Source organism: Streptomyces sp. NPDC060205 (assembly GCF_042728395.1).
Taxonomy (GTDB): Bacteria; Actinomycetota; Actinomycetes; order Streptomycetales; family Streptomycetaceae; genus Streptomyces.
Genome location: NZ_JBHWZP010000034.1, coordinates 19,667 through 33,460, shown reverse-complemented (window position 1 = coordinate 33,460; position 13,794 = coordinate 19,667). Strand labels below are relative to the sequence as shown.

Annotated in this window: 9 protein-coding genes and 2 pseudogenes; 4 read left to right on the top strand and 7 right to left on the bottom strand. The window is 71.1% G+C overall.

Annotated features, from left to right (window positions below):
* Window positions 1-63: 63 nt before the first annotated feature.
* The 5 genes from ACFWGJ_RS08930 to ACFWGJ_RS08910 all read right to left on the bottom strand — a co-directional run bounded on the left by ACFWGJ_RS08930 (window position 64) and on the right by ACFWGJ_RS08910 (window position 5,563).
* Complete coding sequence (locus tag ACFWGJ_RS08930) at window positions 64-771, bottom strand: response regulator (protein ID WP_387321964.1); 708 nt, start codon at window positions 769-771, stop codon at window positions 64-66.
* Window positions 768-2,024: a sensor histidine kinase gene (locus ACFWGJ_RS08925; RefSeq protein ID WP_387321961.1), complete on the bottom strand. Its 1,257-nt coding sequence runs from the start codon at window positions 2,022-2,024 to the stop codon at window positions 768-770. The genes ACFWGJ_RS08930 and ACFWGJ_RS08925 overlap by 4 nt, the downstream gene beginning before the upstream one ends.
* 115 nt (window positions 2,025-2,139) lie before the next feature.
* Window positions 2,140-3,255 carry a capreomycidine synthase gene (gene vioD, locus ACFWGJ_RS08920; protein ID WP_387321959.1) on the bottom strand — a complete coding sequence of 372 codons (1,116 nt, stop codon included), beginning with the start codon at window positions 3,253-3,255 and terminating at the stop codon, window positions 2,140-2,142.
* Window position 3,256: 1 nt separating this feature from the next.
* Window positions 3,257-4,258 (bottom strand): guanitoxin biosynthesis L-enduracididine beta-hydroxylase GntD, encoded by a 1,002-nt coding sequence (gntD, locus tag ACFWGJ_RS08915; protein WP_387321956.1) that lies wholly within the window; start codon window positions 4,256-4,258, stop codon window positions 3,257-3,259.
* Window positions 4,259-4,522: 264 nt separating this feature from the next.
* Window positions 4,523-5,563: an ornithine cyclodeaminase family protein gene (locus ACFWGJ_RS08910; protein ID WP_387321952.1), complete on the bottom strand. Its 1,041-nt coding sequence runs from the start codon at window positions 5,561-5,563 to the stop codon at window positions 4,523-4,525.
* A 260-nt stretch (window positions 5,564-5,823) separates the two neighbouring features.
* Here ACFWGJ_RS08910 and dpgD point away from each other — a divergent pair, with 260 nt between their 5' ends.
* The 4 genes from dpgD to ACFWGJ_RS08890 all read left to right on the top strand — a co-directional run bounded on the left by dpgD (window position 5,824) and on the right by ACFWGJ_RS08890 (window position 11,428).
* On the top strand, window positions 5,824-6,543 hold the full coding sequence (gene dpgD, locus ACFWGJ_RS08905) for an enoyl-CoA-hydratase DpgD (RefSeq protein ID WP_387321949.1): 720 nt from the start codon (window positions 5,824-5,826) through the stop codon (window positions 6,541-6,543).
* Between the two features lie 104 nt (window positions 6,544-6,647).
* The gene (locus ACFWGJ_RS08900) at window positions 6,648-8,759 is read left to right on the top strand and encodes an ArnT family glycosyltransferase (RefSeq protein WP_387321947.1); all 2,112 of its coding nucleotides are present in this window, start codon (window positions 6,648-6,650) and stop codon (window positions 8,757-8,759) included.
* A gap of 214 nt (window positions 8,760-8,973) precedes the next feature.
* A complete protein-coding gene (locus tag ACFWGJ_RS08895) occupies window positions 8,974-9,516 on the top strand; it encodes a GNAT family N-acetyltransferase (RefSeq protein ID WP_387321945.1) in 543 nt (180 codons plus the stop codon).
* Window positions 9,517-9,997: 481 nt separating this feature from the next.
* A complete protein-coding gene (locus ACFWGJ_RS08890) occupies window positions 9,998-11,428 on the top strand; it encodes an MFS transporter (protein WP_387321943.1) in 1,431 nt (476 codons plus the stop codon).
* Between the two features lie 70 nt (window positions 11,429-11,498).
* Here the strand turns inward: ACFWGJ_RS08890 and ACFWGJ_RS08885 are convergent.
* Together ACFWGJ_RS08885 and ACFWGJ_RS08880 are read right to left on the bottom strand one after the other, a co-directional pair.
* A pseudogene (locus tag ACFWGJ_RS08885) lies at window positions 11,499-13,338 on the bottom strand (GAF domain-containing protein).
* Window positions 13,313-13,771: pseudogene (locus ACFWGJ_RS08880) on the bottom strand (SDR family NAD(P)-dependent oxidoreductase); the annotation flags it as partial. The pseudogenes ACFWGJ_RS08885 and ACFWGJ_RS08880, both read right to left, overlap by 26 nt.
* Window positions 13,772-13,794 lie beyond the last annotated feature (23 nt).

The window sequence follows — 13,794 nt, the reverse complement described above, 5'->3', positions numbered from 1 at the left end:
GCGCCGACCACCAGAGGGGTATCGGATTCGTTCAGCCGCCGGGGTTCGGTCAGCCGCCGGCGGTCAGTCGGTGCGGCGCAGTCCCGGGACGACGAGGCCGGTTTCGTACGCCGTGATGACGGCCTGGGTGCGGTCCCGCAGGCCGAGTTTCGTCAGGGTCCGGCTGACGTGTGACTTGACCGTCTCCTCCGTGACGTGGAGGCGGGCGGCGATCTCCCCGTTGGACAGGCCGTCGGCGACGAGCAGCAGGACCTCGGTCTCCCGGGCCGTGAGCGTGTCGAGGGTCGAGGACGCGGGCTTGGCGGCCGGGGTGCCGGCGGGCAGCTTCGTGAACTCGCTGATCAGCCTGCGGGTGACTCCTGGGTCGAGCAGGGCCTCTCCGGCGGCGACCACGCGGACGGCGTCGAAGAGCCGCTCGGCGGTGGCGTCCTTGAGCAGGAAGCCGCTGGCGCCGGCGCGCAGCGCGTCGTAGACGTACTCGTCGAGGTCGAAGGTCGTGAGGATGAGGACGCGGGGGACGTCCGCTCCGTCGGGTGCGTCGCCGAGGAGCTGCCGGGTGGCCTCTATGCCGTCCATCTCGGGCATGCGGATGTCCATGAGGACGACGTCCGGGGACACTTCGCGGCAGACCCGGACCGCTTCGGCACCGTTGGTGGCGGTCTCGACGATGGTGAATTCCGGCTGGGAGTCGAGGAGAGCGGCGAATCCGGTGCGGACGACGAGGTGGTCGTCCGCGACGACGACGCGGATCGGGGTCGGCGGGGTGGTCATGGGGTCCGTTCTGGCTCGGCGGGGAAACGGGCTTGGACGAGGAATCCGCCGGCGTCCGCCGGACCTGTGCTGAGCTGCCCGCCGACGGCGGCGACCCGTTCCCGCATGCCGAGCAGGCCGTAGCCGCCGGTGGCGGGCGGCGCGGGCGGCGCTCCGGGGCCGTTGTCGCGGATGCTGACGTGCAGGGCGTCGTGGGTGTAGTGCAGTTCCACGTCGACGGGGGCGCCCGTCGCGTGTTTGCGGGCGTTGGTGAGGGACTCCTGGACGATGCGGTACGCGGCCAGCTCGATGCCGGGTCCCATGGGGTGCGGGCTGCCGCTGAGGATGAGCCGGATGGTGGCGGTGCCGGCCTTGCGGGCCTCGTCGAGCAGGTCGTCGAGCTGGGTGAGGTCGGGCTGCGGCCGGCGTTCGGCTCCGGCGGGGGGCTCGTCGTCGTCGCGCAGTACGCCGAGCAGGCGGCGCATCTCCGTGAGGGCGGCGCGGGCGGTGTCGCCGATGCCGAGGAGCCGTTCGCTGCCCGCGGCGGGCATGCCGGGGGTGGCTACGCGGGCGGTCTCGGCCTGCACAGCGATCATGGAGACGTGGTGGCCGACGACATCGTGGAGTTCGCGGACGATGCGGGCGCGCTCCTCGCGGGCGGCGTTCTCCCACAGGCTGCCGGCCATGATCTCGCGGGTGGCGTCGTGTTCGCGGTCGCCCCGCCGTGCGTGGCGGGCGAGTCCGGTGAAGGCGGCCATGGGGGCGAGCGCGGCGAGAAGGACGGCGCGCACTCGGTAGTCGGTGCTGTCCGCGGATCCGGTGCCCGCGGTCTCGAAGGCGAGGACGAGGAACGGCACGTTGAACAGCATCGCCGCGAGGTGGTGTCCGCGGCGGCCGAGCCGGTACTGGGCGAGGAGTTGGGCGGCGAAGCCCGCCAGCGTCAGTGTGTGGAAGATCGTGAGGGAGCCGAAGCTCGCCGCGGTGACCGTGAGTCCGGCGAGGACGGGGCTCAGGAGGGCCAGGGGCAGGGCGGTGCAGAGGCATAACAGGCCGATGACCATGGCGAGTTGGATGCTGCCGGCGTCCTCGGTGGCGTTCTGCGTGGTGGTCGCGAACATCCGGGGGATCGATCCGCGCTCGGCGACCAGTTCGGTGAGCGATTCGGCGATCGCGAGCACGCCCAGCGTGGCGACGAACACGGCGTTGCGGGGGAGGGCCGAGGCCCGCCGCAACACTCCGGTCCAGCTGTCACGCCAGGCACTCGCACGGTTCACACCGGTCATTATGGTGGTCGGTCCGGTGCGCGGTCGTCCCTCCAGCCGGTGATCAGGTGCTCCCTCGTGCGAGGGAGCACCTTTCGCTCGCACGAGGGAGGTGGGTGGTGCACGGTCAGCGACGGGTCTCCTTGAGGGCGTTCGCGAGTCGTTCGAGGCCCTGGGTCAGCTGGTCCGTACGGCCGCCGAAGCCCACGCGGATGTGCTGCGGGCTGTCGAAGCACGAGCCGGGGATGACGAGCACTCCGCTCTTCTTGAACAGCGCGTCGCAGAACGCGTCGACGTCGGGGATGTCGACGAGCCGGGGGAACGCGCTGACACCGCCGGCCGGCGCGGCGAGCGACACCAGGTCGGAGTGTGCGGCGGCCCAGTCGAGCAGGAGCTCGCGGTTGTGGCGGGCCTGGTCGAGGCGCGGCTGGACGAAGGCCGGAGCGTTCTCCAGTACGGCCTGGGCGAGCAGTTCGTTGAGCGGCGACACGTGGAGCGTGGTGTAGTCGCGGAGGTGGACGCAGTCCGTCAGCAGCTCGGTGGGCGCGATGCACCAGCCGAAGCGGAGTCCGGGCAGTCCGAACGCCTTGGAGAAGCTGCCGAAGCTGACGGCCCGCTCGTAGAGCGTGGTGACGTCGGGCAGCGGCGGTGTCCCGTAGGTGAGGTCGCGGAACGCGCCGTCCCACAGGAGCCATGCGCCGGCCTCGCCCGCGAGGGCGACGATGCGGCGCAGTTCGTCCTCGGTGACGGTGGTACCGGTGGGGTTCTGCGGGAAGTTGACGATGATCGCCTTGGTCCGCTCGGTGACCAGGGCGGCCAGCTCGTCGATGTCGGGGTGCCAGTCCCGCTCCGGGTCGAGGTGCCAGTCCTTGATGGTGCAGCCGAGGGCCGTCGCGTACTCGACGAGCAGGTGGTAGCCGGGCCGGACGACGACGACCTCGTCGCCGGCTTCGAGCAGTGCGGACATCACCAGGGCCAGTGCTTCGCCGGAGCCGCTCGTCGTCATGACCCGGTCCGGGTCGCTGTCGCCGGAGTGCCGGGCGACGGCGGCCCGTACGGCGGGGGCACCGAGGGAGTAGCCGTCGTCGAAGACGAGCCGGTCGAGGTCGTCGTGGCGCAGCCCGGTCAGCGTGCGGAGTTCAGCCATGGAGTACGAGTGGACGCCGCTGGAGCTGATGTCGATGTCCGCGGTGAAGTAGGACTCGCGGAGCCAGTCCTCCAGGGGTGCGGGTCGGGGCCTCATGTCAGGCCCCCGCCCGGATCGCCCTGGCGTCCCGGGCGCCACGGGACTTGCGCAGGTCGCCGGTGACGTTGATCCGCTTGAGCCAGCGGTCCGTGCCGTCGTGGCGTGCGGTGAAGGGCTTGCGGCCGTGGACGACCCGGAAGTTGTCGAGGAAGCAGAAGTCGCCGCTTTCGAGGACGAGGTCGAACATGGCCTCGTCCATCGCCTTGCACAGCGCGTCGAGGGCGAAGCGCGCCTGGTCGTCGTCCTCCGGGACGGCCATGAAGTACGGGTCGGCGCGTACGTAGGGCCGGTCCGGGACGCCGAAGAGGACGGCGACCGGCTCGGGGGCGGTCTGCATCTTCTCGATGTCCTCGAACGCCTCGGTATCGGTGACGGAGTTGTTCTTGCTGAAGTGGGACTCGTCGGGGCGGATGATGAACCGCCGTTCGAAGAGGACGTCCCTGACGTCGTCGGGCAGGCGCAGGTCGTCGGCGTATCCGACGGTGGTCGCCGCCTGGTAGGGGTTCCGGAGGCAGGCGAAGGAGAGGAAGTCGCCCCGCAGCGGGTGGAAGGCGTCCTCGGTGTGCCAGGTCAGGAGTGCCTCGCTGCTGGAGCCGAGCTGCTCGTGCTCGTGGCCCTGGATCGGGATGATGTCGTGGATGAGCCGTCCGTCCTGCTGGGTCGCCCAGCAGAAGGGGTCGCCGATCAGGGAGCTGTACATCATGAGGAGGAGTTCCTCACGGTGGCTGGGTGACGGCTGCGCCTGTCCGCGCCAGTGCGCGGGGGTGCGCCCGAGGCGCTTCTCGTCCACCTGGTGGCCGGATATGCACAGCACTCCGGAGAGCTGTTCCATCCGGAAGGCGTTGAGGTGGTGCCTGATCCTGCGGGGCAGTTCGTGGGCGAGCAGGGTGGCGCGGTGCAGCGCGTCCTCGGAATCGAGGGTCTCGAACTCTCCCTCGAAGGTGTCGAGGATTTCGTCGACCGCGCCGATCTCGGTCGCGTCGAGTGTCAGTTTTTCCATGCTGGAACTGCCTCTCCGTGCTTTTCAGGGGATGACTGCATTTCGGATACGCCATCGAGAATTTCTCTCCGGCCCGTTGAGAAGGTGCTGACCGAGCGACGCCTCAGGGGCATCACTGGTCGCGATCCTTCGACATCGACATCCGCACATGGGATTGCTGCTGTGTGCTCTGCGCTGCCGCAGCGAACGCTGGTTCGCACTCCTCACCGGGCGATGGGCGCGTCTGCGCAGTGGGATCGCCGGTCGAAGCAGGAGTTGGCCGGGTCACGTCACGGCGGCTCCCGTGAGGGGAGACGGCGTCGTGCCGAGGTGTGCGGTGTGGATCCGGCCCGCGACCGCCACGTCGTGCAGGGACATCCCGAACGGGTTGATCACGACGCGGTCGGTGGCGGACGTGCGGGGTGAGGCGGTGCCGCTGATGATGTCGCAGAGTTCGGCGGCGACCTCGACGCCGTGGGGCCCGGAGGCGTGGGCGGCGCGGGCGCGCGGCGGCGGCAGGACGTCGCCTGCGCGGTACATCCTGCCGAGCAGCCGGGTGGTGTCGGCGGCGACGAGGCTCCAGTCGTCGACGATCACCTTGTCGGCGCTCGTGAACACGTCGGGCAGCAGGTCGTCCAGGGACACGTTGACGACGACGGCTCCCTCCGCGATCCATTCGCCGGGGATGTACCCGGTGGTCGTCGTCGTGGCCGGGACGACCAGCTCCGCCCCACGTACGGCTTCCTCGGCGGTCCCGGTGACGTCGAAGGAGACCTCGGGGTGGGCGGCTCCCAGGCGTTCGGCGAGGAGGGCCGCCCGCTCGGGGGCCCGGTCGTGGAGCCGTACGGTCCGCAGGGACGGCCAGCGGCGCAGCGCCAGCCCGAGGTGGGCGTCGGCGAGCGCTCCGGCGCCCACGACGGCGACGGAGCGGGTGGGGTGGGCCCAGCTGAGCTCGGTCGCGAGCACGCTCACCGCAGCGGTACGGGCGGCCGACACGCGGGCCGCCGGCATGAGGCAGACCGGCCGGGCGGTGGTGAGGTCGAAGAGGAGGACGAGGCCGTCGGCGCGCGCCAGTCCGCGGTCCGGGTTGCCCAGGCTGGCGTTGATGATCTTCGTGCCGGCGTATCGTCTGCCGTCGATCTCGACGAGACCGGGCATGTTGAGACTGCGACAGGACTCACCGTGGTCGTTGGTCCAGCGCAGGCAGCTCTCCTCCGGGAGCACCGTGCGCTGTGCGGCGTGGGCGAGGAACACCTCACGTACGGCATCCACGACGTCGACCGTCTCGATGAGTTTCTCCACGTCACCGTCGGTGAGTTGAAGCACGGCCCCTCCTGCACATTTCTCACGTCATACGGGGACAGGAACCGAAAGCGCGAATCGCGCTCGCCGTTGCACTATGGCCCGGCCGTGCGCCGGACATCAATATTCGTCCGGGTGGCGACAGGTACGTTCAACTGCGGCCGAGCGCCGGTTGAACATGGATATCTACAGTGCACACCATGATGAATCTGTCGCGAGTGCGCTACGAAAAGGCTGATCACGTCGCTCGAATTACGTTGAACAGGCCTGAGGTCCTCAATGCGATGGATCTTCGTATGCACGAGGAACTGGGCGAGATATGGGACGACTTCGAGGCTGACGACGACATGCGGGTGGCCCTGCTCGCCGGCGAGGGCGACCGCGCCTTCTCCGTGGGGCAGGACCTGAAGGAGCTGGCCGCCCGGGAGCAGGCCGGCCTCGCCGCGCCCTCGACGTTCGGAAGCCGGGGGAAGCCCGGCTGGCCTCGCCTCACGGAGCGCTTCGACCTGACCAAGCCGGTGGTCGCGAAGGTGCGTGGTCACGCGCTGGGCGGTGGTTTCGAACTGGCGCTGGCCTGCGACATCGTGGTGGCGTCCGAGGACGCGCGGTTCGCCCTGCCCGAGGTCTCCCTCGGGCTGATCGCGGGGGCCGGGGGCGTGTTCCGGCTGACGCGGCAACTGCCGTGGAGAACGGCCATGGGTCATCTGCTGACGGGACGCCCGCTGGGCGCGGTGCGGGCGTACGAACTCGGACTCGTCAACGAGGTCGTGCCGCCGGGGGATCTGGACGGCTGCGCGGAGACGTGGGTGGCCGACCTGGTGCGCAGCGCCCCTCTGTCGGTCCGCGCCGTCAAGGAGGCGGCGGCCCGGTCGGCGGGTCTGTCCCTGGAGGAGGCTTTCGCGGCCGGATATCCGTGGGAGCAGCGGCGCATGCACAGCGCGGACGCGGTCGAGGGCCCTCGGGCGTTCGCCGCGGGACGCGAACCGAAGTGGCAGGGACGCTGATCGGCCCGGTCCGTACCCTCCGGATTCCGTTCGGCATGGTGTCCGGCGTGACGGACGCTCTAGCTTCCTGTCATGAACACATTAAATTGCTGCGGATGTGGCCGATGACCAGTGCCGCACCGCTCACCACCGACGCCGCCTCGCCGGAGCGCGAACCGGCCGTGCACGGCCGCCGCGAACGCTGGAAGGTGTGGAAGTCCCCCGCGGACCAGCCCCGCTGGGCCAGACCCGCACTGCTGGGCATCGCCGCCCTCGCGGCCCTGCTCTACTCCTGGAACATCACCACGAGCGGCTACGCCCCCTTCTACGCGGTGGGGGCCCGCAGCATGTCGGAGAGCTGGCGGGCCTTCTTCTTCGGCGCCCTCGACCCGGGTGCCACCCTCACCCTCGACAAGCTCGGCGGCTTCCTCTGGCCGCAGGCCCTGTCCGTACGCCTCTTCGGATTCCACGCCTGGTCGCTGACGCTCCCCCAGGCCGTCGAAGGCGTGATCAGCGTCCTCGTGCTGTATCGGGTCGTACGCCTCTGGGCGGGCGTCGTACCGGGCCTGCTGGCAGCCGGCATCATGACGCTGACCCCCGCGGTCGCCTCCATGTTCGGGCACTCCATGGGCGACGGGGCGATGACCATGTGTCTCGTCCTGGCCGCCGACGCCTGCCAACGTGCCATGTTCAGCGCCCGGTTGCGCCCGCTCCTGCTCGCCGGTGTGTGGATCGGCCTCGGCTTCCAGGCCAAGATGCTGCAGGCCTGGCTGATCCTGCCGGCCCTCGCCGTCGGCTATCTCATGGTCGCCCCCGCGCCGCTGCGCCGCAGGGTGGTCCACCTGCTGGCCGCAGGCGCGGTCACCCTCGCGGTCTCGCTGTCCTGGGTGGCGGTCCTGACATTCGTGCCGGCCTCGGAACGGCCCTACGTGGACGGAACCACCAACAACAGCGCGTTCAGTATGGTCTTCGGCTACAACGGCCTCAACCGGTTCTCCCGTGACCTGATCCCAGGTTCCGTCAGCCAGATGAACGACACGGTCGGCCCGCCGCAGGGCGAGCGCGCTCCCGACCCGGCGGGCGGGCCGGACCAGCCGGGCTCGCCGGACCAAGCCGACGCACCCGGCTCATCGCCGGGCACCAGCCCCTCCGGCGGCGGGGCGGTCCCCGGCAAGCTCCTCGGCAGCCGCTTCGCCCCGCAGGTGGGCTGGCTGTACCCGCTGGCGCTGACGAGTCTGGTGCTCTGCGCCGGCTGGCGGCGCAAGGTCCCGCGCACCGACCGGCTGCGCGGCGGGTTCGTGCTATGGGGAGGCTGGCTGACCATCAGCGCCCTGACGCTGAGCGCCATCGAAGTGCCGCACACCGCCTATGTCGCCATGCTCGCGCCCGCCCTCGCGGCACTGTCGGGGGCCGGTCTCGTGGCCTTCTGGAAGATGTACCGGGAAGGCCGGGGTGTGCGCGTGCTGCCCGCGGTGATCGCGGCGGAACTGGTGTGGAGCGCCTTCCTCTGCTTCCTGTACCCGGACTTCCTGCCGTGGCTGCCGTGGCTGCTCATTGTGGCCGGCCTGGTCGCCGTGCCCTCTCTCGTCGTGGCCCACCGCAAGGACCGGCGGACGGGCCGACTGGCCCTGGTGGGGCTGGCGGCCGGACTGGTCACCATGTTCGCCGGACCCGCGGCCTGGTCCCTGTCGGTGCTCGACCCGACGTACGCCGGCAGCGCGATGGACGCGTCAGCCGGTCCGTTCGCCACAGGCGGCAGCGCGGTGCGACGGGCGGCCAACGTCGTGGGCGTGGGCAACGCGCCGAGCGGCACAGCCGCCGCCGCGGCGTCGCTCAACGAGTCGGACGTCCTCACCGACAGCCAGCACCGGTTGCTCACCTACACCCGACAACACGGCGACGGCGCCAAGTTCGTGTTCGCCAACGACTCCGCCGTCATGTCCTGGAACTACATTCTCGCCACCGGCGCCCCCGTGCTGCCGATGGGCGGATTCAGCGGCGGTTCGCCGACGCCCGCACCGGACGAGGTCAAAAGGCTCGTCTCCGAAGGGGAGTTGCGCTTCGTCCTGCTCAGCGCCGACGGCTGGCAGGGCTACGCGCAGAGCCAGGGCTACCGGAACACGGCCGTCGACGCGGTACGCGCATGGGTGAAGGCCGACTGCACCGCCGTACCGGCCACCACCTTCGGCGGCAACGACAAGGACCTCCAAGGCACCCTCTACCGCTGCGGCGACTGACGCGAGGGACCGTTCAACCGGCGGCCTCGCCTCGACGGCACGGCCGCCGCTACCCTTTTCATTCATCTCGCCGGAGAAGCCGGAGAGCGGCGACCGCGGACCGAGGGCGTCCGCGGTCTGCCCGGCAGGTCACCGAGGTTCGCGAGGGACCACGGCTAAACGGAGGCTGACACACACTCTTTCCAGGGCCGCACAATCCTGCGATTTTTGCGGGATGCAGATCGAAACCTCCCGGCTCCGCCTCAGACGTTTCCTTCCCGACGATGTCCCGGAATTCGCGGCCTACCGCTCGGATCGCGAAGTCGCCCGCTACCAGAACTGGGATTTCCCTTTGCCCCTCCCGGCGGCACGCCGTCTGGTGGACGAGTACTCCCGCCGCGACCCGGCCCGGCCGGGCTGGTTTCCCTACGCGATCGAGCTGAAGGAGGACGAGCGCCTCATCGGCGACATCGCCGTGAACCGGCATCCGGGCGGCGCGCAGGCCGAGTTGGGTTTCAGCATCGCCCGCGCCCGGCAAGGCCAGGGCTATGCGTCCGAGGCCGTCCGCGGCGTACTCGCCACGCTGTTCGGGCAGGGGCTGCGGGCGGCCGTGGCCGAGTGCGACGCACGCAACACACGCTCCGCGCGCCTGCTGGAGCACCTCGGCTTCACGTACACGCGACAGCACGGTTTCTTCGACCGGCAGAGACAAACACGCGTGGAAATCAGCCAGTTCATTCTCCCCGCGGAGCGATGGGTGACGCCGGAACAGCAGTGAGCGGGGTGCCGCCGAAGAATGGCCGAATTCAGAAGGCGGTCTTTCCTCCTCTGTAGACTGGAGTTCCCGGACCCCATTCCACAAAGGAAGTGACGCATGGCCAAAACGTCCCGCACGCACGGAACTTCGCGTCGACGCGTCCTCAGGGCCGGCGTGACGGCACTCGCCCTCGCGACTGCACTCACCGCATGCGGCACCAACGACAAGGAAAAGGCCCCCGACCAGAGCGGCACCCCCACCCTGAGCACCACCCCGACCCCCTCCCAGAGCTCTTCCCCCAGCCCCTCCACGACACCAGGCTGACCGGCGGGGCGCCGCGGACCACGACCGTCCGATCAGCGTGGCGTCGTGGAGAACCATGGCGGCCGGACGCATGCGGGGGCGTCGAACTATGGTGTCCCACCACATACGCCCATGACCTGTGCCTTCCTACTGTATGGCGACACCGAACCGTCCCCGTACCTGCCTGGAAGTGGTGCACATGGCCGCCGCAACTCCCTCCCCGACACCACCGGGTTCCCTCAAGCGGATCGTCGCCGCCAGCCTCATCGGCACGACGATCGAGTGGTACGACTTCTTTCTCTACGGATCCGCCGCCGCCCTCGTCTTCAACAAGCTGTTCTTCCCGGGCTCCGACCCGCTCGTCGGGACCCTGCTGTCGTTTCTGACGTACGCGGTGGGGTTCGCCGCCCGGCCGCTCGGGGCGCTGGTCTTCGGGCACTACGGCGACCGACTCGGACGCAAGAAGCTCCTGGTGCTGAGCCTGCTCCTGATGGGCGGGGCCACCTTCGCGATCGGGCTGCTGCCCACGCACGCGACCATCGGTACGGCGGCCCCGGTACTGCTGACCGTGCTGCGCCTGGTGCAGGGCTTCGCTCTGGGCGGGGAGTGGGGCGGCGCCGTACTGCTGGTGTCGGAGCACGGGGACGCGCGGCGACGCGGTTTCTGGGCCTCGTGGCCGCAGACCGGGGCGCCCGCCGGACAGCTGCTGGCGACGGGTGTGCTGTCCCTGCTGACGGCCCTGCTCTCGGACGCGGCGTTCACCGCCTGGGGCTGGCGCATCCCCTTCCTGCTGTCGGGCGTGCTCGTCATGGTCGGTCTGTGGATACGTCTGTCCGTCGACGAATCGCCCGTCTTCAAGGCCGCCCTGGCCCAGGCCGAGGCCCGCAAGTCGGTGCGGGACGGCGCCGCCGAGAAGCTGCCGCTGGTCTCCGTGCTGCGGTACCACTGGCGGGACGTCCTCATCGCGATGGGCGCGCGCATGGCGGAGAACATCAGCTACTACGTGATCACCGCGTTCATCCTCGTGTACGCCACCACGTCCACCGGACTGTCCAAGCAGACCGCGCTGAACGCGGTGCTCATCGCGTCCGCGGTGCACTTCGCGGCGATCCCGGCGTGGGGCGCCCTGTCCGACCGGGTCGGCCGCCGGCCGGTGTACCTGCTGGGCGCGGCCGGTATCGGCCTGTGGATGTTCCCGTTCTTCGCGCTCATCGACACGGGGAGCTTCGGGAACCTGATTCTCGCCGTGACCGTGGGCCTGGTCCTGCACGGAGCCATGTACGCCCCGCAGGCCGCGTTCTTCTCGGAGATGTTCGCGACCCGCATGCGGTACTCCGGGGCCTCGATCGGCGCGCAGTTCTCGTCGGTCGCCGCGGGCGCGCCCGCGCCGCTCATCGCGACCGCGCTGCTGGCGGACCACGACAGCTCCACCCCGATCGCCCTGTACGTGATCGGGGCGGCCGTGCTGACCCTGATCGCCGTGGGCGTGGCGAAGGAGACCCGCCACCGCGACCTGGCGGACGTCGACGGGGATGCGACGGCGGACGCCGGAACGGGGTCGTCCGGGGCCGACGGGCCGGGCGCGGAGGTCGCGAAGGAGTCCCGCCCCGCGGACGCCCGTACCGTCTGAGCACCGGCCGACCACCGGTTGAGCGGCCTCTGAGCGGCGACCGGCCCCCGCGCGCCCGTGCGTGCGGGGGTCACTGCTGTCCGGGAGGAGCCGAGGACGACAACCGGTGCAGTCGCAGGGCGAGCTGGATCTCCAGCGCGCGAGCCGGGCTCTGCCACTCGGGCCCGAGCAGCCGGCCCACCCGCTCCAGACGCTGCGCGACCGTGTTGACATGGACGTGCAGTTCGTCCTTGGTACGTGCCGGGCTCATCCCGCACGCGAAGTACGCGTCGAGGGTGCGCAGGAGGTCCGTCCCGCGCTTCTCGTCGTACTGGACGACCCGGCCGATGGTGCGCTCGACGAAGCCGGCGATGTCCCTGCTCCCGGCCAGCAGCAGCCCCAGGAACCCGAAGTCCTCGGCGGCGGCGCCCTCCCCCGGGCGGCCGAGGAGCCCTAGCGCGTCGAGGCACCGCTGCCCCTCGGCGTAGGCCTCGGCCACGGTCTCGGGGCGCGCGGAGAGATCGCGGACGGGCGCGGAGGCCCCGACGGTGACCGCCTCGTGCACGGCCGTGCCCAGGTCCCTTGCCGTGCGGCGGGCCAGCTCCGTCGCCGTGTCGCCGGGGCCCAGGGGCAGCAGCAGGACGGTGCCTCCGTCGCGGGCCGCGGCGAGTCCCTGCCGGGTGGCGGCGAGGTGGGACGCCGCGGACCACAGTCTGCGCCGGGCCGCCGCCTCCTGGTCGGCGTCCGCCACCGGGCCGTCCATGCGGGCGGCGAGCACCACGTGGACGGAGTCGAGGTCGGCGCCGAACCGGGCCGCGCGCTCGCGCAGCAGCCGGGGGTCGCGGTCGCGGGCGTCGAGCAGATCGTCCAGCAGCTCGCCCCGGACGCGTTGTTCGGCCTCGGCCGCCGAACGCCGGGCGAGCAGCAGGAGCGAGGTGACCATGGCGGCCCGCTCCAGGGTGCGCTGGTCGACGGGGTCGAGTCCCGGCTGGCCGTCCAGCACCAGCGCGCCGAGCAGTTCGCCGCCGGCGGCGACGGCCGCGACCCAGTCGTCCCCGTGCCGGACCGCGTGGCCCTCGGCCCGTGACACCTCGACCGCGTCGCCGAGTGCCGCTCCCGCGTCGGCGAAGTGCACGGTGCCGTCGAGGACCTGGGAGACCGCGGCGGACACGTCATGGACCCCGCCGCCCCGCAGAACGAGCTCCGCGAGCCGGTCGTGGACGTCCGAGGCCCGCTCGATGACCCCGCTGCGGTCCCCGATGATCTCGTTGGCCCGCTCCAGGTCCGCCAGTGCCTGACGGGTTTCCGTGAGCAGGTTCGCGGCGTCGATGGCGGCGGCCGCCAGGGCCGCGAACGAGCCGAGCAGCGCGATCTCCTGCCGCTCGAAGACCCGCGCGCGGCGGTCGGCGGCGAAGAGCACACCGATGACGTGCGGGCCGAGTGTGAGGGGCACGCCGAGGATCGCCACCAGCCCCTCGTCCCGGACCCCCGTGTCGATCGTCAGCGTGTGCCGGAAGCGGTCGTCCCGGAAGTAGTCGTCCGTGACGTAGGGCCGGGCCGTCTGGGCGACGAGTCCGCCCAGCCCCTCCCCCATGCCCAGGCGCAGCTGCTGGAAGCGGGCCGCGACCGAGCCCTCGGTGACCCGCATGTAGGTGTCGCCGCGCGCCGGGTCGTTCAGGCTGAGGTACGCGACGTCCGTGCTCAGCAGCGAGCGGGCGCGCTGCACGATCGCCTGGAGTACGGCGTCGAGGTGAGCGCACGCGCAGCGCGAGCGCCTTGGCGTCCTCAAGGGCGGCGATCCGGCCGGCGGCCATGCCGTCCGCGCGGGCGAGCAGCACCGGCTGCTCGTACGCGTCGGCGGACGCGCCCCTGGCCAGGAGTTTCAGGTACGGCGTCTCCGCGCTCGCGCAGCCCATGGACGGAGGACACATTGACGATGCGGCCCCACCCCTGCCCGTACATGTGGGGCAGCGCCCCGCGGATGAGCCGGAAGGGGGCCTCCAGCATCACGGTCAGCACGGTGTGGAAGGTGTCGGGCGGGAAGTCCTCGATGGGCCGCACCAGTTGCAGCCCGGCGTTGTTGACGAGGATGTCGGTGCCCGCCGCGGCCGACTCCGCCGCGTCCAGGTCGGTGAGGTCGAGGACGTGCGGTTCGACGGTTCCGGCCAGGCCCCGGGCCTCTTCGGCGAGTGTCTCCAGTCCTTCGGCCTGCCGGTCGACCGCCCGCACCTTCGCACCGGCCGCGGCCAGCCGCAGCGCGCACGCGCGGCCGATGCCGCCTGCGGCGCCGGTGACGAGGGCGGTACGGCCGCCGAGGTCGAAGGAGGGGGCCTGGGGGCCTGTGAGGACACTGCGCGCGGTCATGCTCCGACCCTAGGGAGCCCCTC

Excerpts from the sequence above, each read along its gene's own strand:
- ACFWGJ_RS08900 (WP_387321947.1), top strand. The coding sequence starts at position 6,648 with ATGACCAGTGCCGCACCGCTCACCACCGACGCCGCCTCGCCGGAGCGC.
- ACFWGJ_RS08930 (WP_387321964.1), bottom strand. The coding sequence starts at position 771 with ATGACCACCCCGCCGACCCCGATCCGCGTCGTCGTCGCGGACGACCAC.
- dpgD (WP_387321949.1), top strand. The coding sequence starts at position 5,824 with ATGGATCTTCGTATGCACGAGGAACTGGGCGAGATATGGGACGACTTC.
- vioD (WP_387321959.1), bottom strand. The coding sequence starts at position 3,255 with ATGAGGCCCCGACCCGCACCCCTGGAGGACTGGCTCCGCGAGTCCTAC.
- gntD (WP_387321956.1), bottom strand. The coding sequence starts at position 4,258 with ATGGAAAAACTGACACTCGACGCGACCGAGATCGGCGCGGTCGACGAA.
- ACFWGJ_RS08890 (WP_387321943.1), top strand. The coding sequence starts at position 9,998 with ATGGCCGCCGCAACTCCCTCCCCGACACCACCGGGTTCCCTCAAGCGG.
- ACFWGJ_RS08895 (WP_387321945.1), top strand. The coding sequence starts at position 8,974 with ATGCAGATCGAAACCTCCCGGCTCCGCCTCAGACGTTTCCTTCCCGAC.